This is a genomic window from Enterococcus sp. DIV0167, assembly GCF_050541555.1.
GTDB classification, from domain to species: Bacteria; Bacillota; Bacilli; order Lactobacillales; family Enterococcaceae; genus Enterococcus; species Enterococcus faecalis.
The window spans coordinates 1,806,025-1,827,369 of sequence record NZ_CP172933.1 but is presented as its reverse complement, the minus strand read 5'-3'; the positions used below and the strand labels follow the sequence as shown (position 1 = coordinate 1,827,369).

Here is a 21,345-nt window from a genome sequence, read left to right as displayed (position 1 = left end):
TATACATACGAAAGCTTATAAATAATCAAAATAATTTTGCAAATCAAGTAAATAAGGAGAGAACAAATGGCTGGAACAATAAAAGAAATTGCTGAAAAAGCAGGAGTATCTAGGGGAACTGTGGATCGAGCATTGAATAATCGCGGCCGAATCAATCCTGAGGTTGCTGAAAAAATTAAAACAATAGCGAAAGAAATGAACTATGTTCCGAAGAAAAAAAAGATGGCCAAAGAAGAACCAATCAAATTAGGTGTTGTGACACAATTGGCAAAATCTTCTTTTATGATTCCAATTCGATCAGGTTTACAAGCAGTTATAGGTGATCTAAAAAAAAGAAATATTGATTGCTTTTTAGAGGAAATAGACGGGGTCGATGAAGCGGCGCAGTTACAGGCACTTGAACGCTTGTTAGAACTTGGTGTAAAAGGAATTGCCATCATGCCAGTTGATAGTGTGGCGATTAGGGAAAAAATCAATCAGCTTACGGAACAAGGCATTAAGGTCATCGCATTCAATTCGGACATTGTTGGTAGTAAACGTCAATGCTTTGTCGGAATGGATAACTTTAAAAGCGGGAAGACAGCTGCTGGATTATTAGGAATGTTGACAAAAGGAGAGGGAGATGTCCTAGCTATTACTGGATATTTTGGAAATAGTGTGAATAGTTTGCGAGTTGCTGGTTTTGTTGAAGAATTGAAACAGTCATTTCCACAATTGAAATTAACAGGTGTTCAAAGCAGTTTTGATTCGAGCGATGAAGTCGAAAAGATTTTAAGTGACACATTAGAGAACTATACTAATTTAAAAGGTGTCGTTGTGTTTTCAGGAGGTCAAGCAGGAATTGCTCGTGTGTTGAAAAAAAGGGCAGGGAAAGACAGACCGTATGTGATTATCTATGATTTAACTGAGAAAAATATCGAGATGCTGAAAAAAAATCAAGTTGATTTTCTAATTGATCAAGATGGTTTTACGCAGGGCTATCGTTCTTTACTATTATTAGCGAATCAACTACAGAATAATAAATTTATGACAGAAGAGATGTTATTTACAGATATCATTATTAAAACAAAATATAATCTTTAACAGAAGTGTGAATCTTGCTGTAAAGCAATTCATGCTTCTTTTTTTGCGTTCTTTTAAAATGCACGCAAATATAATGTGCTAATTTAATGTTGCACGCATTTTGAAAGCGTGCTATAATTCGTTTGTAAATAATAGAAGAACGAAGAAGAGGTGGATCTATGAGTTATATTAGCTTTGATCAATCAAAAGAATTTGATCTAGTTCTTTTAGGTAGAGTGGCTATCGATTTTAACCCTGCCTATAATGAGCAAGTTAAAGAAGAATTTAAGCCTTTAAAAGATGTTCATATGTTTGAAAAGTTTGTGGGAGGTTCTCCTGCAAATATTTCCGTGGGTATCACCAAACATGGGATGAAAGCTGGCTTCATTGGGAAAGTATCCGATGACCAGTTTGGAGAATATGTTATTGATTATTTTAATGAGCAAGGCATTGATACTTCTCAGATAAGTAAAGCGCAGCATGGCGAAAAGTTGGGTCTGACTTTTACAGAAATGCTATCACCTAAAGAAAGTAGTATTTTAATGTATCGGAACCAAGCTGCGGATTTACAACTAAGTGTCGAAGATATCGATGAAGATTATTTGAAACGTTCAAAAGCCTTATTAATTTCAGGGACTGCTTTGGCGGAAAGCCCTTCAAGAGAAGCCGTGTTAAAAGCTGTGATGTTAGCGAAAAAAAACAACGTCAAAATTATTTTTGATATAGACTATCGAGAATACAATTGGAAAAATGTGGATGAAATCGCTATTTATTATTCAATAGTTGCGAAAGAATCAGATATTATTATGGGCTCGAGAGAAGAATTTGATTTAACTGAAAGATTGATTCAACCAAATATGACAGATAATGAAAGCGCTGTTTTTTGGCATAATTGTGGCGCTCAAATAGTCGTTATTAAACACGGGATGAAAGGCTCAACAGCTTATACAGCAGATCAACAACAGTTTTCAATTAAACCATTTCCAGTGGAGGCACGCAAGGGATTTGGTGGCGGTGATGGCTATGCAGCTGGATTTTTATATGGTTTATTTGAAGGTTGGGAAATTATCGATTGCTTGGAGTTTGGCTCAGCGGAAGCTTCGATGATGGTCAAAAGTAACAATTGCTCAGATTCTTTACCAACGACGCAAGAAGTAAAAGAGTTCATTAAACTGGAGAAGGAAATATACGGCGAAATGATCGCTAGGATTTAAGGTGGATAAAATGGAAAAGACGATTCGTTTAACGACAGCACAAGCATTATTAAAATTTTTGAATCAACAATATATTAGCATTGATGGAAAAGAAACACCTTATGTGGAAGGAATCTTTCATGTATATGGTCATGGGAATGTTTTAGGGATTGGTCAAGCGTTGGAACAAGATCCGGGACATTTAAAAAGTTACAGTGGAAAAAACGAACAAGGGATGGCTCATGCTGCTATCGCTTTTGCTAGACAAAGTTTACGTAAGAAAATATTCGCAGTTTCAGCGTCTGCAGGTCCAGGTTCAGCTAATTTATTGACTGCTGCTGGAACCGCCTTCGCTAATAATATACCTGTATTGTTTCTGCCAGCAGATACGTTTGCTACTCGGCAACCAGATCCCGTATTACAGCAGTTGGAACATGAATCAAGTGTAACTTTTTCTACCAACGATGCTTTCCAAGCAGTTTCTCGCTATTGGGATCGTATTAATCGGCCAGAACAACTGATGTCAGCATTGCTACGGGCATTTGAAGTTATGACCAATCCTGCAACTACAGGACCTGCCACCATTTGTTTGCCACAAGATGTTGAGTCAGAAGCCTATGATTATCCAGTAGAGTTTTTTAGAAAAAGAGTTCATTATATCGATCGACGGATGCCGACAATTCGTGAGCTTGAAACAGCTAGTCACTTGATAAAGGATAGTAAACACCCAGTAATTATTGTGGGGGGCGGTTGCAAGTATTCAGAAGCAGGTGAGAGCCTTCAGAAAATTTCTCAAGTTCATCAGATACCTTTGGTTGAAACACATGCTGGTAAATCAACTGTTTCATGGAAATTTGAAAATAATCTTGGAGGCTTGGGAATTTTAGGTACCTCAGCTGCTAATAAAGCTGTTCAGCAAGCGGATTTGATTATTGGAATTGGCACGCGTTATACGGATTTTACCACTGCATCAAAAAGTATTTTTAATTTTGAACAATCAAAAATGATAAATATTAACGTAAGTCGACCACAGACTTACAAAATGGAAGCGTTTCAAATTGTGGGAGATGCTCGAGCAACCTTAGAAGGAATTCTGCCAATGATAGAAGGATATCGAACGGCTTATGGTGAAAAAATCACTGAACTGAAGAACGAATGGGTGAAAGAGCGGGAGCGATTAAAAACAACTCATTTTAAACGGAAAGATTTTGATCCGGAAATCAAAAACCACTTTACACAGGATATTTTAAATGATTATGCTGATTCTTTGAATACAACTCTGACACAAACAGAGGTTTTCGTTCATTTGAATGATTTTGTCGAAGATGATGCGATTGTGATTGGTTCGGCAGGGTCATTGCCAGGCGATATGCAACGATTGTGGAATCCTGTAAAGGAAAATACTTATCATTTAGAGTATGGCTATTCTTGTATGGGCTATGAAATTGCTGGTGCAATGGGGGTACGGCTTGCTAATCCTAATCAAGAGGTTTACGCATTAGTCGGTGACGGTAGTTTTTTGATGTTGCATAGCGAACTGGTCTCTGCATTACAATATGACAAAAAAATCAATATTGTTCTGTTCAATAATTCTGGGTTCGGATGCATTAATAATCTGCAAATGGAGAATGGCGGCGTAAGTCAAGGGACGGAATTTAGAAATACAAAAGGCGAAATTATGAATATCAATTATGCTAAAATCGCTGAAGGATATGGTGCCAAAGCGTATCAAGTCCATTCGATTGAAGAACTAAAACAGGCGATTGTCGACGCGAAAAACCAAACGCAATCGACATTGATTGAAATAAATGTTCTTCCTAAAACGATGACTGCTGGTTACGATGGTAGTTGGTGGAATGTCGGTGTTGCTGAAGTATCAGAAAAACCAGCGATTCAAGAAGCATACCAAGTTAAAAAAGAAAAACTTGCAACTGCTAGAAAATATTAGGTATTCGTCATACAACCAAAAAGTTAGGAGCGAATGAATTGAAAAAAACATTGAAACATCAACCGTTGATAAAAGAACTAGCTCCCGGTGTTCGACAAGTTCAAAATATTCGAAAAAACAACACTGATTTACAGTATATTGAGTTTCAAGTTCTTGAATTAGATAATGGAGCAATGTATCAAGAAGCTGGTAATGAACTGGAAGTTTGTATCGTCGTATTAACTGGCAAAATCAATGTTAAGGTGAGCGATAAATGGTACGAGAATTTAGGTAAACGAACCTCTGTTTTTGAAAAAATTCCGACAGATAGTATCTATATCCCAGCAAAAACGTCGTTTGAACTAATAGCAACTTCTGACACTGTTCGTTTGGCCCTTTGTTATTCGCCAGCTAAAAAAACGTTGCCAGTGCACGTGATTACCGCTGAGGAAAATACGGTTGAAAAACGAGGGATATATCAGAATAAACGACTAGTGCATAACATTTTACCAGACAATGTTGATACTGCCAGTAGTTTGTTGGTGGTTGAAGTCTACACTGAAGGTGGTAACTTTTCTAGCTATCCACCACACAAACATGACCAAGAAAATTTACCTGACGAATCTTATTTAGAAGAGACGTATTATCATGAGCTGAATCCAGAGCAAGGCTTTGTTTTTCAACGAGTATATACAGAGGATGGTTCTATAGATGAAACGATGACTGTAGAGCATCAAAATGTTGTGGAGGTACCTAAGGGATATCATCCTGTCGGCGTGCCAGATGGTTACACCTCTTATTATTTAAATGTGATGGCAGGACCTGAACGAATTTGGAAGTTTCATAACGAGAAAAAACACGAGTGGATTTTAAATCGGAACGAATTGACTAACAATTAGAAATAAAAAAATAAGTAGACTTTTTTAGGAGGAAAATAAATGACTCGATTTTTAAAGAATTATATAGGTGGCCGCTGGGTAACAAGTGCAGCCACTGAATTTGAAGAAGTGGTCAATCCGGCAACAGAAGAAGCATTAGTAAATGTTCCATTATCTAGTGAAGCAGAAACTGCAGAAGCAATCAGAGTAGCGGATGAGGCTTTTCAAACATGGAAAAAAGTAAGTGTTCCAGTTCGTGGCCGCTATCTTTTCAAATTGCATCATTTATTGATGACGAATAAAGAAGAGCTAGCACGATTAATTACGCTTGAAAATGGAAAATCTTTGTCAGAATCATTAGGTGAGGTTCAGCGAGGGATTGAAAATGTCGAGCATGCATCGGGCATTACGAATTTAATAATGGGTGATTCTCTATCCACAGCGGCTACAGATATTGAAATTACCAATTACCGTTATCCCATCGGTGTTGTTGGGGGAATTACTCCTTTCAATTTTCCGATGATGGTACCGTTTTGGATTTTCCCAATGGCGTTAGCAGCAGGGAATACGGTGGTGCTGAAGCCTTCCGAAAAAACGCCATTATTGATGGAAAAAATTGTTGAATTAATAGAAGAAGCAGGATTTCCAAGTGGCGTCTTTAATGTTGTCTATGGGGCACACGATGTTGTTAATACTTTATTGCGTGATCCATTAGTAAAAGGAATTAGCTTTGTAGGTTCAAAAAATGTTGGTGAATATGTCTATAAAGAAGGAACAAAAAATCTGAAACGAGTCCAGGCATTAACTGGCGCAAAAAATCATGTCATCGTTTTAAAAGATGCCAACCTTGATCGTGCAGTAAAAGACATTATCGGTGGCTCTTTTGGATCAGCCGGTGAACGCTGTATGGCCGCTTCGGTGATCGTTGTAGAAGAAACTATTGCAGATCAATTCGTTGAAAAATTTAAGGCTACAGCACAGACGATAAAAATTGGAAATGGTCTGGAAGAAGGAGTCTTTTTAGGCCCCGTGATTCGAAAAGAGGCGCAGCAACGAACATTTGATTACATTCAAAAAGGTATTGATGAAGGAGCGGACTTATTGTTAGATGGCCGTGAAAATATTCCTGAAAAAGGCTACTTCGTGGGACCTACGATCTTTGATCGTGTCACGATGGACATGAAGATTTGGCAAGATGAAATTTTTGCACCCGTTGCCTCAATTGTTCGAGTGAAAAATCTAGAAGCAGCAGTTACACTGACCAATCAATCAGAATTTGCTAACGGTTCATGTCTCTATACGAGTAATGCTTCAGCTATCCGTTACTTTAGAGAGAATGTTGATGCAGGAATGTTAGGCATCAACTTAGGTGTACCAGCACCAATGGCTTGGTTTGCTTTTTCCGGCTGGAAACACTCTTTCTATGGTGACTTACACGCCAATGGAAAAGACAGTGTAGAATTTTATACACATCGAAAAGTTGTGACCGCTCGATACGCTCCTAGCGAAATAAACTAGTTTTACTTCGAAGCTCTGTCAAAGGAGCTTCGAAGATTCTATGATTAAAGCGGTGAAAGTATCTTTTATTAGTACAAATATAAGACATGACTTTCTGAAAATAATGATTGACTAAATAAAATTGTAAGCGTATACACAATACGCATAAAATAAAGAAATCGGAGGACAAATAATTGAAAGTAAAAGTAGGCGTAATTGGTACAGGGGCGATTGGAATCGAACATATTAACAGAATTAATCACAAGACACAAGGCGCTTTTGTAACAGCAGTATCAGATATTAATGTTGAAGCGGCAAGTAAAATTGCTGAGGAGATTGGGGCTCAATTTTTCAAAACAGGCGAAGAATTAATTGCTTCTGAAGAAGTGGAAGTTGTTGTTGTTACTTCCTGGGACCCAACACACGAAAAATATGTCTTGGAAGCAATCAAGCATGGAAAATACGTATTCTGCGAAAAACCATTAGCAATGGATGCCGCAGGATGTCGCCGAATTGTAGATGCAGAAGTCGCTTATGGTAAAAAATTGGTACAGGTGGGCTTCATGCGTCGATACGATCGTGGCTACATTGAGTTGAAAGAAGCAATTGAATCAAAACAGTATGGTGAAGCTCTGATGCTCCATTGTGCGCATAGAAATCCAAGCGCTGATGAAAATTATAAGACGCCAATGGCAATCAGTAATACTGCAATCCATGAAATTGATGTTCTTCGTTGGCTATTAGCCGAAGATTATGCCTCAGTGCAAATGATTTTACCAAAGAAAACCAGCCATACACATGCAGATTTACATGATCCTCAATTACTGATTTTCCAGACGAAATCAGGTGTAACAATTGATTTAGAAATTTTTGTTAATTGTCGTTTTGGCTACGATATTAAGTGTGACGTAGTTTTTGAAACGGCAGAAGTCGGAATGACGGATCCAGCCTATACCAAAATTAAAGCTGCGGAGAAAAATTACACACCAATTTCGCCCGACTGGCAAACGCGTTTTTTAGATGCGTATGATTACGAATTTAAGTTATGGGTTGATTCAATTAAAAACGATAAACTTGTTGGTCCAACTGCTTGGGATGGCTACGTGGCAGCAATCACAATGATGGCTTGTCATGAGTCTCGTGAGTCAGGGGAAAAAGTAATGATTGAAATAGATGAACAACCAGCGTTATATACCAAATAATTCTTAAAAAAAGGAGGGGTTTTGTGGAAAATATTAGAGTAGGAATCGTAGGACTAGGTAGATTAGGCAAGGTACACGCAAAAAATTTATCTTCTGCTGTTAGTGGCTGTGAGCTTACGGCCGCCTGTAGTTTAGTTGAATCAGAATTAGCATTTGCACAGAAGGAGTTAGGTGTTAAGTATACGTTTTCTAGTTATGAAAAAATGGTTCAAAGCGCTGTAATTGATGCCGTTTTTATTGTTTCACCTTCAGGATTCCACTGTGAACAAGTCCGTTTAGCTATGGAAAATGGGAAACACGTATTTACTGAAAAACCATTGGGAATTGAAATTGAGGACATAAAAAAGACACAAGAGGTTATTGGAAAATATCCCGAGCAAGTATTTATGTTAGGTTTCATGCGCCGTTACGATGAATCTTATCAGTATGCCAAAAAAATGGTAGAAGATGGGGAAATCGGGGAAGTCACGTTAATCCGTTGTTATGGAATTGATCCGAGTGATGGGCTGGAAAGCTTCGTTAAGTTTGCAATGAACAATGATAGTGGCGGTTTATTTCTAGATATGGCGATTCACGATATTGATTTGGTTCGTTGGTTTACTGGTCAAGAGGTAGAACAAGTTTGGGCAATTGGTAAAAATGCTGCATATCCAGAATTAGATCAAGTCGGTGAATTGGAAACCGGAGCAGCTATGATGAGTCTTAAAGATAAAACAATGGCTTTACTAGTTGCTGGAAGAAATGCTGCACATGGTTACCATGTCGAAACAGAAATTATGGGCACCAAAGGGATGTTACGAGTAGCGCAAGTACCTGAAAAAAATTTAGTGACTGTTATGAATAATCAAGGGGTTGTGCGACCTTGCTCTCAAAACTTTCCAGAAAGATTTAGAGAAGCGTTCATTCGAGAAGCACAAGAATTTATTTCCTGTATTCAAGAAAAACGTCAACCAGCAGTTAATGCAGAAGATGGTTTACAATCAACAAAAATTGCATTAGCTTGTCAAGAATCATTTGATACGAATCGTTTGGTACAACTATAAATGAAGTAGGAGAGTGACATAATGGCGAAACAAATTCAACTAGCTATTGCGCCGATTGCATGGACAAATGATGATATGCCAGAGCTAGGAAGCGAAAATACGTTTGAACAATGCGTTAGTGAGATGGCGCTGGCTGGATTCACAGGTACGGAAATTGGCAACAAGTATCCAAAAGATCCACAGGTTTTAAAACAATATTTAGATATTCGTGGACTAAAAGTAGCGAGTGCCTGGTTTAGTACATTTTTAACAACAAAACCTTTCGAAGAAACCGCGGAAGACTTCAAAAAACATCGAGATTTTTTACATGCAATGGATGCTAAGGTTATTGTTGTGGCTGAACAAGGACACAGCATACAAGGAATTATGACGGCTCCTGTTTTTAATGAGAAACCAATTTTTTCTGATGAAGAATGGCAAAAACTAGCTGAAGGATTAGAAAAACTAGGGGACTTGGCACATGAAAAAGGTATGGAGATTGTTTACCATCACCATATGGGGACAGGAGTCCAAACGACTGAAGAAATCGATCGATTAATGAAAATGACGGATCCGACAAAAGTTAAATTATTGTTTGACACTGGCCATCTTGTCTTCTCAGGAGAAGATCCAATCGCAATCTATCAGCGCTATCAAGACCGGATTAAACACATTCACTTCAAAGATATTCGCCAACAAATGGCAGAGAAAGTTAGAACAGAAGAAGATAGCTTCTTAAAGGCCGTGAAAAAAGGCGTCTTTACAGTCCCTGGGGATGGTATGATTGATTTCAAACCAATTTGGTCAGCAATCGAAGAGAGTGGCTATGAAGGTTGGATTGTGGTTGAAGCGGAACAAGATCCGGCCAAAGCCAATCCGTTTGAATATGCCGTCAAAGCACGAAACTATATCCGAAAGGTCACCGATCTTTAATCTAATCGAGAAGGAGCTAGACAATGAATCTATTTTCAATAATCAGTTTCCTAGTAATTGTCATCTGCGTATGGATTTTTGCCTATTCTCGATCCAGAAGTGTAGATACTTCTGGATCAGAAGGTTTCTTCATGGGTGGCCGAAGCTTAACAGCCTTACCGATTGCTGGGACAATTATTATGACCAACCTATCCACAGAGCAAATTGTTGGACAAAACGGTCAAAGCTATCATGCAGGAATGGAAGTAATGGCTTGGGAAGTAACTGCTGCAATTGCAATTGTCGCATTGGCAGTCATTTTTTTACCAAAATATTTTAAATACGGTATTAATACGGTTTCAGATTTCATTGAAATTCGTTATGATACAGTTACAAAACGAATTATTTCAATCTTGTTTATTGTTACCTATATGATTTCTTTTTTACCAGTAGTTCTTTATTCTGGGTCACTAGTATTCAATAAGATTTTTCATATTGATGAGCTGCTGGGTGTCGAACCTATCGTCGCAATCATTCTTGTGGCGATGGTGATTGGTATTGTTGGGATTCTTTATCTGCTGATTGGCGGCCTATCTTTAAGTGCCAATAGCGATTCGATTTATGGCGTTGGTTTATTGGTTTGTGGTTTGTTGGTTCCAATACTAGGTTTAATGAAACTGGGTGATGGCAGTTTTATTGGTGGGATTGAACAGGTTGTTGAAAACACACCATGGTTACTGAACTCTGTAGGTGCAATTGATTCTGCTGTTGTACCATGGCCAACATTATTTACAGGGATGTTGTTTAATAATTTGTATTTCTGGTGTACCAATCAGATGATTGTTCAAAAAGCACTTTCAGGAAAAAATTTAGCAGAAGCACAAAAAGGGGCTTTTTTAGTGGGGATTTTCAAAGTGTTTGGTGCTTTATTCTTAGTATTTCCAGGAATTGTTGCAAGAAATCTTTTTGGGGATGCGTTGATGTCCAATCCTGATAACGCATATCCATATTTAGTAACTGAAGTTTTACCAAAAATGCTTTTCGGCATTTTTGCTGCAGTTATTTTTGGAGCAATTTTATCTTCCTTTGCGGGGGCTTTAAATGCAACCTCCACTCTATTTTCGCTAGATTTTTACAAACCAATTATCAATAAGAAAGCAGATGACAAACAAATTGCTCGTGCGGGAAAAACAGTTACAGTTATTGTAGGGATTATTTCGATTATCGTTGCACCGTTTATTTCTTTTGCACCAGCTGGATTGTATCAATTTGTTCAAGAGTTTAATGGATTATACAATATGCCGTTGTTAGTGATTATACTTTTTGCATTTTATTCCAAAAAAGCAACTGCTTTTGGAGCAAAAATGACAATTGCTATCCACATTGTTTTGTATGCGCTGTCAAAAGTGTTTTTGAAAGATATCCATTTTTTATATGTCTTAAGCCTGCTCTTCTTCTTAGATATTCTTATTTTAATAGTGGTTTCTAAAATAAAACCAGATGGCGAATTTGTTTTAAATTCTTTTGATACGAAAGTAAATATTGAACCTTGGAAACATACAAAACTTGTCGCAAGTATATTAGTTGTCGTGGTTATCCTAACCTATGCAGCATTTTCACCAATTGGATTTGCTAGATAAAAATATTTCATGAATGAGGAGAGGTTTATGAGCAAAAACATATTGATTATTTGTGAGACAGGAATTAGTGCATCGCTGTTAGTTTCAAAATTACTTGAAGCAATTAGGGAAAAAGAGTTATCTTATGATTTAGATTATGCACCTGTTTGTCGGATTGAGGAAAAACTTGGTTATAAAGAGTATGATGTGTTAATGTTGACCCCACAAGTCGCTCGTGTCAAAGAAAAAGTGGAAAAATATTTAGAAGGCTGTCAGGGGCAGGTTGTTTTTATCGATCAAGAAGATTTTCGTTATATGAACACAGAGAAGATACTCGCAAGTATCGAAAAGTAAGATTTAGAGAGTGGGACATCAGTCAACTTTGGTTGATGTCTTGCTTTTTTATTGTGTTCAAAAAGAGCAGAATCAAAATCTTACGTTTTATAGTGAATATCAAATGCTTTTATAGAAATAAAGCTAAAGTCATTATTTTAGTAAAAAATAGATTAATTTACTAAAATAATATATAATAAAGGTAAAACTAGGAGGGAAGCATATGACGTGTATTTCATTATCGATTTTAAATCAAGAACAAGAAGTTAGAAAAGCTAAGATAGATGATTCAGATTCTTTGAAAGAGTTAACTATTACAGGAAAAGATTTTGTTTGTTTAGCTGCTCGGGATTGTCAATTACAAGACGGCGATGTGATTCAAGTTTGTTTAGATACGCCCAATACTTATTTAATGGTGAAGTTAGATGCTACGCTTGATAGCAGTTTGATTTATGTTCCAGAACAAAAATGGACGTTTCCAATCATAAAAAATGAAAACGCTATCGAAGCGCGAGCAGCGTATCGTTTTGAAACCAAGAAACCTTATATAAGTGTGCGTATTGCCACTAAAGAAGAAATTAAGAGTTATCGTAATTGGGCGTTAAATCCACATGATTTACAACATTTTACTGGTGCGTATCCTCATGCATCTGCCAACGTGGAAACGCGAAATGATGCCACTTTTTTTGCTTGCAATGCGATTGACGGTACCTTTGCTAATCTTTATCATGGGCCGTATCCTTATCAATCATGGGGGATTAATCAGCAATTAGATGCCGCATTAAAAATTGAATTTGGGCGTGAAGTCTTGTTGGATAAAGTGATCTTAACATTACGAGCGGACTTTCCCCATGATAATTATTGGCAACAAGTGACTTTAGAATTTTCCGACGGTACACATGAAGTTTTTAAAACTGTTAAGACTGAGCAACGCCAGAGCTTTACCTTTGCGAAACGGGCAGCGGAGTGGGTGATACTAACAGAGTTAATTCAAGCAGATGAACCATCACCATTTCCAGCATTAACACAAATTGAATTATTTGGTCAAAACAAATAAAAAATAAGGACGGTTCCTTTATAGGAGCGGTCCTTATTTTTTATTTCTGGCGTGGGCTAGTTGTCGATTGGCGGACAACCAATTCTGTGTTTAACAGGACTCTACGAGGAATGCTAGGCATTTGAATTCGTTTGTGCAATAAATTAATGCCTGTCTCGCCCATTTCTTCAGTAAAGGCATGGACAGAGGATAGCGGTGGTGAGACATATTGAGAAATAGAGATATCATTGATCCCCATGACACTAATTTCTTCAGGAACCTTTATACCGTGTGCGGCTAACGTATGTATCACACCGATTGCAAAGGCGTCGTTATAAGCAAGAATCGCAGTAGGTAAATCATTTCCCCATTTCTCTAACGCTTCTTCTGTCAATTGTTCCCCCGTTTTGACATCCAACATGCCATTTTCTTTTAAGATAAAATAATCTTCGTTAAACAAGTGATAATGCTGCATAATGTCAAGATAAGCATTGGTTGTCGGCGTTTTATAACGACGGAAACCATACATATTTTCGCTTTCTTCGGCACCAATAAAGGCAATTTTTTCGTGGCCCAATTCCAAAAGATGGGTTAAGGCAATCTCGGTTGCTTGATAAAAATCAGTATTTACAGAATCAAATTCTTCCAGTGGGAAATTACTGCCAATTACACAAAGGTTTGGATGCAGTTGCTGCAACTCTTGTAACGTCTTTTGAGTGAATTTGCCAATTGCCAAAATGCCATCAATCCCTTGAAGGTTATGTTGTTCCAATTGAGAAACTTTTAGAATATTGTAACCTAACTCTTCGGCCCGTTTTTCAGCGCCTAAACGAATCGACATATAGTAAATATCCGTTAGTTCTTCGTCATCTGAACGCCACTGAACGACGGCAATCGAAGGCTCTTGCGGAGCTGTTTGTACGGAAAGGTTAGGTGTCAGTTGCTCCTGCTGTTTGTTTTTATTTTTAGTTTTATATTTCGTATAATTCAGGGTTTCTGCTGCTTCAAAAATTTTTCGCTTGGTTTCCTCTGTAACGGATAAGTTTGGATCATAGTTCAGAACTCGCGATACAGTTGAAATTGAAACATTCGCGACTTTTGCGATATCTGTGATAGTTGCCATTCTAAATGCCTCCTTCTCAAGTACTATTATAGCATATAGTATATTTCTTTTTAGTAAAAAAAAGCAAGAAAAAGCTTTTTTTACTTTTTTTTAGCAAAAACTATTGATTTTTTGACTAAAAAAATATACTATAAAGTCAAAGAAAGCGCTTTAATTCGATGGAGAAGGTGGTTTAGTGAAAAGATTTTCACTTTTTTTACTAATTTTACTTGCTTTAACAGGTTGTAAATCCGGTGAAAAAGAATTTGATGAAGAATCTCTTCAAAATCTAAAGGAAACGGCACAGTCTTATTCAGAAACAGAATTACAAAATGGTGACGTTCGTTTAAATGAATATATTTCTTTGAAAGGGGAGATTGTTGAGAGTGACAGTCGTTCCAGTTTAATAAAAAAAGGTGATCGTTTTATTTTGAAAAGTGGTTCTAGTAAATATCAAGTTTTTAATGAGCAAAAGAAAAAATTGAAAATTGGTGACGAAGTGACAGTTTACGGAGAATATTACGGCTTTTTGAAAGGGACATTAATTGAAAGTGAGGAGAATCATGATTCAGCCACGAATTAGACAGAATCCTTTTGAAACATACGAAGAAGTTGCAGAAGGATTTGAAGATTTATTAGCGCCACTGGAATTGTTTTTTGATCGAGAATATCAAGGTCATCTGGATTTAGGGACACACGGGACAGTTTATTCTAAAGGAACACGTGATGCGGAGGCATTTTTACGACCATTATGGGGACTAGGTCCTTATGTAACGCAAAATGAAAGTGAATATTTGAATGACTTTCTAACGGGAATTATCGAAGGCACCGATCCTGAGAGTTCATCTTATTGGGGAAAAACAAAAGATTATGATCAATTGATTGTTGAGATGGCAGCATTAAGTACATTTCTTTTGTTAAACAAAGAAAAAACGTGGGACCAGCTAACAAAAGAACAGCAAAATAATTTACACAGTTGGCTGATACAAGCCAATGAAAACATTATTCCGCCAAATAATTGGCATTTCTTTAGAGTGTTGCTGAATTTAGCGATGAAACATTGTGAAATGCCGTATTCAAAAGAACAGATCGCTGTTGATTTGGCTGTAATTGATCGTTTTTATGTCGGTAATGGTTGGTATTATGACGGAGTCGAGACACAAGTTGATTATTATGTTTCTTTCGCTATTCATTATTATAGTTTATTGTATTGTCGTTTTGCCCCGGAAGATACCGCAAGAGTGGCTATTATGAAGGAACGAGCAACTTTGTTCGCGCAAGAGTTTAAATATTGGTTTACTCAGCCAGGAGAAGCGATTCCCTTTGGACGTAGCTTAACGTATCGTTTTGCTCAAGTGTCATTTTTTAGTGCCTTAGTTTTTGCAGATGTTGAAGCATTGCCGTGGGGTGAGATCAAAGGTCTAATCAGCCGACATCTTCATCAATGGATGAACAAAGATATTTTTACAACAGATGGATTATTGTCGGTAGGTTATGATTATCAAAATATGGTCTTTGCCGAAGGCTATAATGGTCCTGGTTCACCTTATTGGGCCTTTAAAACATTCATTTTGTTAGCGGTTCCAAAAGATCATCCTTATTGGCAAGTAGAAACACAGCCTATTAGCTTTCCAGAAAAACACTTACCTTCACCAGAAAGTCGGAACTACTATCAAGTAAATGATGCAGGGACACATGGTTTAATGTTTCCAGCGGGACAATTTATTAATTATCAAGCTCATGCGCATGATAAATATAGTAAATTTGTTTATTCTTCCCATTTTGGTTTCAGTACTATAAAGAGTGATTATTGGTATTACGAAGGTGCTTATGATAATTGCTTGGCTTTAGCTGAAGACGACCATTATTTCCGCACGAAAGGATTAGATGATCAGTACGAAATTCTTGATGATCGTATCATTCATCAATGGCATCCTTGGTCCGATGTAGCAATCAAAACGACAATTGTACCATTAGAAGGCCAACATTTACGGATCCACGAAATTGAGACACAACGTGCATTAGTGGCTTATGAAGGTGGCTTCTCAATCCCGCTCTTCGATGAAAAGGTCACTTGCGTTTCTGATCAAATGGCTGAGGTAAAAAATGCAAAAGGTGTGTCAAAAGTAGAAAATATCAACGGCTTTTCTGAAGCTGCGATTATTCGAACAGAACCGAATACAAATTTACTTTATCCGTTAACGGAGTTGCCATATTTGAAAGCAAACTTGTCGAAAGGGAAACATCTTTTAATTTCATTGGTGACAGGCGTACTACCGAATGAACAAATTGAGCCAGTTAAAGTTAGGTTAAAAGAAAATCAGCTTTTAGTTGAAGAAAAAGTTGTAATTTTGGGGAATTAGGGGGAGAAATACACAATGACAGAAAATGGACAGATTGAGTGGTTGCCGAAGCAAATCAGTTTTGCTTTAAACAAAGTTCGAGGAAATTTAGAGACATTTAAAGAATTAGTTCCACCCGCGGCAAGTTTAAATCAAATTTATTATCCTGAAGAAAATATTGACTGGACGGCCAGCTTTTGGCCAGGAATGTTATTTTTAGCAAAGGAATTAACAAATTCAACAGAGTTCGATGAGGTGATTGCCACACAGATGGCTTCTTTTCAACATCGCTTAGATGAACAAATTGAGCTGGAGACACATGATATAGGCTTTTTGTATATTTTAACAGCCATTGCCGATTATCAAGTCAATGGTCATGAGGCCTCAAAAGAAATGGCCTTGCAAGCTGCGGACTTATTAATGAAACGTTATTCACCAAAAGCCAAGATTATTCAAGCTTGGGGGAATTTAGACGATCCAGAGCAACGAGGTAGAATGATTATTGATTGTTTAATGAACTTACCATTATTATACTTTGCAGCAAAAATGACTGGCAAGCAAGAGTATTATGAAGCTGCCTACAATCATGCGAAACAAACACAAAAATATATTGTGCGAGAAAATCACACCACGTTCCATACGTATTATTTTGATACGGAAACAGGCGAAGCCTTGTACGGAAAGACACAGCAAGGATACTCAGATGATTCTTGTTGGGCTCGCGGCCAAGCCTGGGGAATTTACGGCTTTACGTTAAGTTATTTATATACAGGAGATAGTAGTTTTCTGGAAACAGCAAAAAATGTTGCTGATTACTTTATTCAAGAATTACCAGAAGACAAAATCTGTTACTGGGATTTAATTTTCAATGAAGGGAGTGAAGAAGAACGTGATAGCTCATCTGCTGCAATTGCTGCATGTGGCTTACTAGAATTATCTCGTCAGCTTCCATTAAATGATGAAAAACATGGCTATTATGAAAAGGTTGCGCTAGAACTATTACAAGCATTAGCGGAAAAGTATACAACGGTTTTACGACCAGAGTCGAACGGCCTAATGCTTCATGGTGTCTATGATAAAAAAACAAATACAGGAGTCGATGAATGCATGATTTGGGGCGACTACTTTTATTTGGAAGCGTTAACTCGTTTAGCGAAAAGCTGGTATTCTTTTTGGTAATTCATGGAGGAAAACTCCTAAAAAATAATAAATAGCGGAGGTAGTACAAATGAAATTTTGGAAAAAAGGCTTAACAGCGGCAGCGTTGTTAGCGGTGGCGGCAGTAACTTTAACAGCATGTGGTGGTTCAAGTGAAAAGAAAGCAACTGAAAAGAGTGAAGATGGCAAAACAAAATTAACAGTAACTACTTGGAATTATGACACGACCCCAGAATTTGAGAAATTATTCAGAGCTTTTGAAGCGGAAAATCCTGATATCACTATTGAACCGGTGGACATTGCTTCAGATGATTATGACACAAAAGTAACAACGATGCTTTCATCAGGAGATACGACGGATATTTTAACCATGAAAAACTTACTTTCATATTCTAATTACGCGCTACGCAATCAATTGGTGGATTTAACCGATCACGTTAAAGATTTAGATATCGCACCTGCCAAAGCAAGTTACGAGATGTATGAAATCGATGGTAAAACCTATGCTCAGCCTTACCGTACAGATTTCTGGGTATTGTATTACAATAAAAAAATGTTTGATGAAGCCGGAATTGCCTATCCCGATAACTTAACTTGGGACGAATATGAAGCGTTAGCGAAAAAATTATCTAAACCAGAAGAACAAGTATATGGTGCCTATCAACATACTTGGCGCTCAACCGTTCAAGCGATTGCTGCTGCTCAAAATAATGCCAATTTGATTGAACCGAAATACAATTATATGGAAACTTATTATGATCGCGCATTGAGAATGCAAAAAGATCAATCACAAATGGATTTTGGAACAGCAAAATCAACAAAAGTAACGTATCAATCACAATTTGAAAATTCAAAAGCGGCGATGATGTACATGGGTAGCTGGTACATGGGGACTTTATTAACCAACATTGATGATGGCAAAACAAATGTCGAATGGGGGATTGCCGAAATACCACAACAAGAAAAAGGCAAAGCAACTACCTTTGGCTCACCGACAAGTTTTGCAATTAATAAAAACAGTAAAAAACAAAAAGCTGCTCAAAAATTCTTAGACTTTGCTTCAGGTAAAGAAGGTGCAAAACTTTTAGCAGAAGTAGGGGTGGTTCCTTCTTATAAAACAGATGAAATTGACAAAATCTACTTTGCAAGAAAAGGAATGCCTTCAGATGAAGTCTCACAAAAAGCCTTTAACCCAGATACAATTAATTTAGAATTCCCATCTGATAAAAACGGTGCCGCAATTGATAAAGTATTACAAGAAGAACATGATTTAATTATGGTCGGCGACGAAAAACCAAAAGATGGTATTGCTAACATGGAAAAACGTGTCAAAGCAGAGATAGACTAATTATTATTTCCAGCAAAAACACAAAAGATTGATGAAAAAAATAAGCTGAAATGAGTAACCTACAATGAATTTCAGCTTATTTTTTTAAATAAAGAATGTAGCTTGAGTTTGGAAGGAGGGCCTGTTAAGTTCACTTAACAGAATACAATTATGGAAATTACTTCAAAAACAAAAACAGCAAATAAATTGAGACGAAAAAATACGTGGACTGCGTTATCTTTTATCGCACCAAACTTTATTGGCTTTTTCCTCTTCACTTTAATCCCGGTTATCTGTTCACTGATTTTAGCTTTTATGAGTTGGGATTCTTTTTCAACTCCTGAATTTGTCGGAATGAAAAATTTCACCAAAATGATTCATGATGATACGTTTTGGATTTCGTTAAAACAAACGTTTATCTATACGATTGGTGTTGTTCCGTTAACATTGATTTGCTCATTAGGACTAGCGATTTTGTTGAATCGTAAAATTAGAGGGATGAAATTTTTTAGAACGGCTTTTTTCTTTCCTTATGTAACGTCATTAGTTGCGATTGCGGTCGTTTGGAATATGCTATTTCATCCAACGATGGGACCAATTAATCAATTTTTGAAATTATTTATTGAAAATCCTCCTGGCTGGACATCTAGTTCTACTTGGGCTTTACCAGCAATTATCATCGTTAGTGTGTGGCGCTTTATGGGGTATTATATGATTTTGTATTTAGCTGGTTTACAAAGTGTGCCAAGAGAATTATATGAAGCAGCGTCAATGGATGGCGCGGGTAAATGGAATCAATTTTTAAATGTTACCTTACCTTCACTACGACCAACGACCTTTTTCGTGACTATCATGCTTGTAATTAACTGTTTCAAAGTGTTTGACTTAGTTCAAGTTATGACTGGTGGTGGACCAGGACGTGCAACGAATGTGTTAGTTTACGAAATTTACAATGAAGCCTTTGTCAAATTTAATTTTGGTTATGCATCAGCCATTGCGATGGTCTTATTCATCATCGTTCTAGCGATTACTGTGGCTCAATTTAAATGGAATCAACATCAAGAGAAAGTTTAGGAGGAGAAAAGATGGAAGCAACTTTTTCAAAAAAAGAAAATACTCGAAAAGCAAAAACGAAAAAAGCAGAAAAAGTCACACCTGGTGGGATCCTTGTAATCATTCTCTTAACTTTACTTGCGTTAATTACTTTGGTGCCTTTCATTTGGATGGTTTCAGCATCATTTAAAACAAACAATGAAGTTTTCACCATTCCAATTCAATGGATTCCTAAAAGTTGGCATCCAGAAAACTATTCCGTTATTTGGGAACGCATTCCATTGTTAACTTTCTTTAAAAATACGTTATTTTTAAGTATTGTGATTACGATTATTCAACTATTTACTTCAAGTTTTGCAGCATATGGCTTTTCAAAAATGAATTTTAGAGGAAGAGATACACTTTTTATTACGTACATCGCAACAATTGCTATTCCTTGGCAATCGTATATGATTCCACAATTTATTATGATGCGTCAATTAGGTTTGACTGACACGTTATGGTCACTTGTTTTATTACAAGCATTTAATGCATTTGGGGTCTTTTTACTGAAACAATATTACAGCAGTATTCCAGATTCACTATGTGAAAGCGCGCGGATTGATGGGTTAAGTGAGTGGGGAATTTATTGGAAAATTATTTTACCATTAACCAAACCAGCTTTAGCTAGTCTCACGATTATTACTTTTGTGAATACATGGAATGACTATATGGGACCTTTCATTTATTTATCTTCTACTGAGAATAAAACGATTCAGTTAGGTTTGAAAATGTTCGTCGGTTTATTTGATGCTGAATATGCCTTAATCATGGCCGCATCAGTGGTTTCTATTTTACCAGTAGGGATTGTCTTTTTAGCAATGCAAAAATACTTTGTTGAAGGTATTGCTACATCTGGAATGAAGAATTAGGAGGAAGTTTGAATGTTTACTAAGCAAACCTTTGATAATAATATCTATATGAAAATTTTTCGCTGGCTTTACATTTTATTTATCGGTAATCTAGGGCTTCTCTTAGTGAACATTCCTTTTTTCATAGCGGTGATTAGCTTAGACATTGATCCACGAAACCTCCCACTTTTTGTAGTAACGTTGTTGCCGATGGGGGCAGGGATGATTGCACTTTTAGGTTTAATCGATACTTTTAAAGAAGAAAAGGAGCTGGATCCATTTAAAACTTTTTTCCAAAAGTTTCGTCAGTTTGGGTTAAGAGGCTTTCTTATCAGCTTGCTAGGCTTAGGAAGTAGCATCATCAGTGTGACAGATATATTCTTTTTTGCCAAAACAACGATTGGTAAATGGTTTATTCCATTGATGGTCCTTCTGCTAATTTTTGGGTTAGCTATTATGCTGAATGCTTGGTATTTTCAAGTACGAAACCCGCAAGCTTCTTTTAAAGATGTGTTTCGGATTTCAATTTACTATGGACTGCGGAAATGGTATGTCAGCTGTCTAAATGTTTTTTTACTATTCTCAATGTTTGCAATGATGTTTTTGAAGCCACAGTTTGGGTTTGTTGTAACCCCTGTCCTGTTCCTAGGGATTATTTATTTAAATACTGGGAAATTGCATGAAAAGCAAAAAAAGAATAAATAATTTTTACCTAATAAGTAATCTCGATTTTCAGGAAAATGAATGAAGGTGGGGTTGCTTATTTTGTTCTTGCCTTGTTTATTAAAGTGG

The 21,345-nt window shown here is 36.9% G+C and carries 19 protein-coding genes; 18 read left to right on the top strand and 1 reads right to left on the bottom strand.

Annotated features, from left to right (window positions below; translation table 11 throughout):
- The first annotated feature begins 66 nt into the window (after positions 1 to 66).
- The 11 genes from IGM09_RS08775 (at position 67) to IGM09_RS08725 (ending at position 12,702) form a co-directional block, all read left to right on the top strand.
- Positions 67 to 1,083 (top strand): LacI family DNA-binding transcriptional regulator, encoded by a 1,017-nt coding sequence (locus tag IGM09_RS08775; RefSeq protein ID WP_033625067.1) that lies wholly within the window; start codon positions 67 to 69, stop codon positions 1,081 to 1,083.
- A gap of 158 nt (positions 1,084 to 1,241) precedes the next feature.
- A complete protein-coding gene (gene iolC, locus IGM09_RS08770; RefSeq protein WP_010823830.1) occupies positions 1,242 to 2,276 on the top strand; it encodes a 5-dehydro-2-deoxygluconokinase in 1,035 nt (344 codons plus the stop codon).
- Between the two features lie 10 nt (positions 2,277 to 2,286).
- On the top strand, positions 2,287 to 4,203 hold the full coding sequence (gene iolD, locus IGM09_RS08765; protein ID WP_010823829.1) for a 3D-(3,5/4)-trihydroxycyclohexane-1,2-dione acylhydrolase (decyclizing): 1,917 nt from the start codon (positions 2,287 to 2,289) through the stop codon (positions 4,201 to 4,203).
- A 38-nt stretch (positions 4,204 to 4,241) separates the two neighbouring features.
- Positions 4,242 to 5,081 (top strand): 5-deoxy-glucuronate isomerase, encoded by an 840-nt coding sequence (gene iolB, locus IGM09_RS08760; protein ID WP_002372122.1) that lies wholly within the window; start codon positions 4,242 to 4,244, stop codon positions 5,079 to 5,081.
- A 39-nt stretch (positions 5,082 to 5,120) separates the two neighbouring features.
- Positions 5,121 to 6,578, top strand: coding sequence for a CoA-acylating methylmalonate-semialdehyde dehydrogenase (locus IGM09_RS08755; RefSeq protein ID WP_033625066.1), 1,458 nt, complete (start codon positions 5,121 to 5,123; stop codon positions 6,576 to 6,578).
- Between the two features lie 173 nt (positions 6,579 to 6,751).
- Positions 6,752 to 7,759, top strand: coding sequence for a Gfo/Idh/MocA family protein (locus IGM09_RS08750; protein ID WP_002364407.1), 1,008 nt, complete (start codon positions 6,752 to 6,754; stop codon positions 7,757 to 7,759).
- Between the two features lie 23 nt (positions 7,760 to 7,782).
- A complete protein-coding gene (gene iolG, locus IGM09_RS08745; RefSeq protein WP_002374396.1) occupies positions 7,783 to 8,802 on the top strand; it encodes an inositol 2-dehydrogenase in 1,020 nt (339 codons plus the stop codon).
- 21 nt (positions 8,803 to 8,823) lie between these two features.
- On the top strand, positions 8,824 to 9,714 hold the full coding sequence (gene iolE / locus IGM09_RS08740; RefSeq protein ID WP_010713234.1) for a myo-inosose-2 dehydratase: 891 nt from the start codon (positions 8,824 to 8,826) through the stop codon (positions 9,712 to 9,714).
- A gap of 23 nt (positions 9,715 to 9,737) precedes the next feature.
- Complete coding sequence (locus IGM09_RS08735; protein WP_002356828.1) at positions 9,738 to 11,333, top strand: solute:sodium symporter family transporter; 1,596 nt, start codon at positions 9,738 to 9,740, stop codon at positions 11,331 to 11,333.
- Positions 11,334 to 11,342: 9 nt separating this feature from the next.
- A complete protein-coding gene (locus tag IGM09_RS08730) occupies positions 11,343 to 11,666 on the top strand; it encodes a PTS sugar transporter subunit IIB (protein WP_002374407.1) in 324 nt (107 codons plus the stop codon).
- 202 nt (positions 11,667 to 11,868) lie between these two features.
- Positions 11,869 to 12,702, top strand: a complete 834-nt coding sequence (locus IGM09_RS08725) for a hypothetical protein (protein ID WP_033625065.1) — start codon at positions 11,869 to 11,871, stop codon at positions 12,700 to 12,702.
- 40 nt (positions 12,703 to 12,742) lie between these two features.
- Here IGM09_RS08725 and IGM09_RS08720 read toward each other — a convergent pair whose 3' ends face one another.
- Positions 12,743 to 13,804, bottom strand: coding sequence for a LacI family DNA-binding transcriptional regulator (locus IGM09_RS08720; protein WP_002356832.1), 1,062 nt, complete (start codon positions 13,802 to 13,804; stop codon positions 12,743 to 12,745).
- Positions 13,805 to 13,979: 175 nt separating this feature from the next.
- On the opposite strand from IGM09_RS08720, the gene IGM09_RS08715 reads away from it, so the two are divergent.
- From IGM09_RS08715 to IGM09_RS08685, 7 genes are all read left to right on the top strand, one after another.
- On the top strand, positions 13,980 to 14,366 hold the full coding sequence (locus tag IGM09_RS08715) for a hypothetical protein (RefSeq protein WP_002356835.1): 387 nt from the start codon (positions 13,980 to 13,982) through the stop codon (positions 14,364 to 14,366).
- Complete coding sequence (locus IGM09_RS08710) at positions 14,347 to 16,146, top strand: DUF2264 domain-containing protein (protein WP_033625064.1); 1,800 nt, start codon at positions 14,347 to 14,349, stop codon at positions 16,144 to 16,146. The genes IGM09_RS08715 and IGM09_RS08710 overlap by 20 nt, the downstream gene beginning before the upstream one ends.
- A 15-nt stretch (positions 16,147 to 16,161) precedes the next feature.
- Complete coding sequence (locus IGM09_RS08705) at positions 16,162 to 17,304, top strand: glycoside hydrolase family 88 protein (protein ID WP_010713237.1); 1,143 nt, start codon at positions 16,162 to 16,164, stop codon at positions 17,302 to 17,304.
- Positions 17,305 to 17,353: 49 nt separating this feature from the next.
- Positions 17,354 to 18,631, top strand: coding sequence for an ABC transporter substrate-binding protein (locus tag IGM09_RS08700; RefSeq protein ID WP_002356838.1), 1,278 nt, complete (start codon positions 17,354 to 17,356; stop codon positions 18,629 to 18,631).
- 150 nt (positions 18,632 to 18,781) lie between these two features.
- A complete protein-coding gene (locus IGM09_RS08695; RefSeq protein WP_002356840.1) occupies positions 18,782 to 19,684 on the top strand; it encodes a carbohydrate ABC transporter permease in 903 nt (300 codons plus the stop codon).
- Positions 19,657 to 20,574, top strand: coding sequence for a carbohydrate ABC transporter permease (locus tag IGM09_RS08690; RefSeq protein WP_002383582.1), 918 nt, complete (start codon positions 19,657 to 19,659; stop codon positions 20,572 to 20,574). The genes IGM09_RS08695 and IGM09_RS08690 overlap by 28 nt, the downstream gene beginning before the upstream one ends.
- Before the next feature lie 12 nt (positions 20,575 to 20,586).
- Positions 20,587 to 21,258, top strand: coding sequence for a hypothetical protein (locus IGM09_RS08685; RefSeq protein ID WP_002389950.1), 672 nt, complete (start codon positions 20,587 to 20,589; stop codon positions 21,256 to 21,258).
- Positions 21,259 to 21,345: the final 87 nt, after the last annotated feature.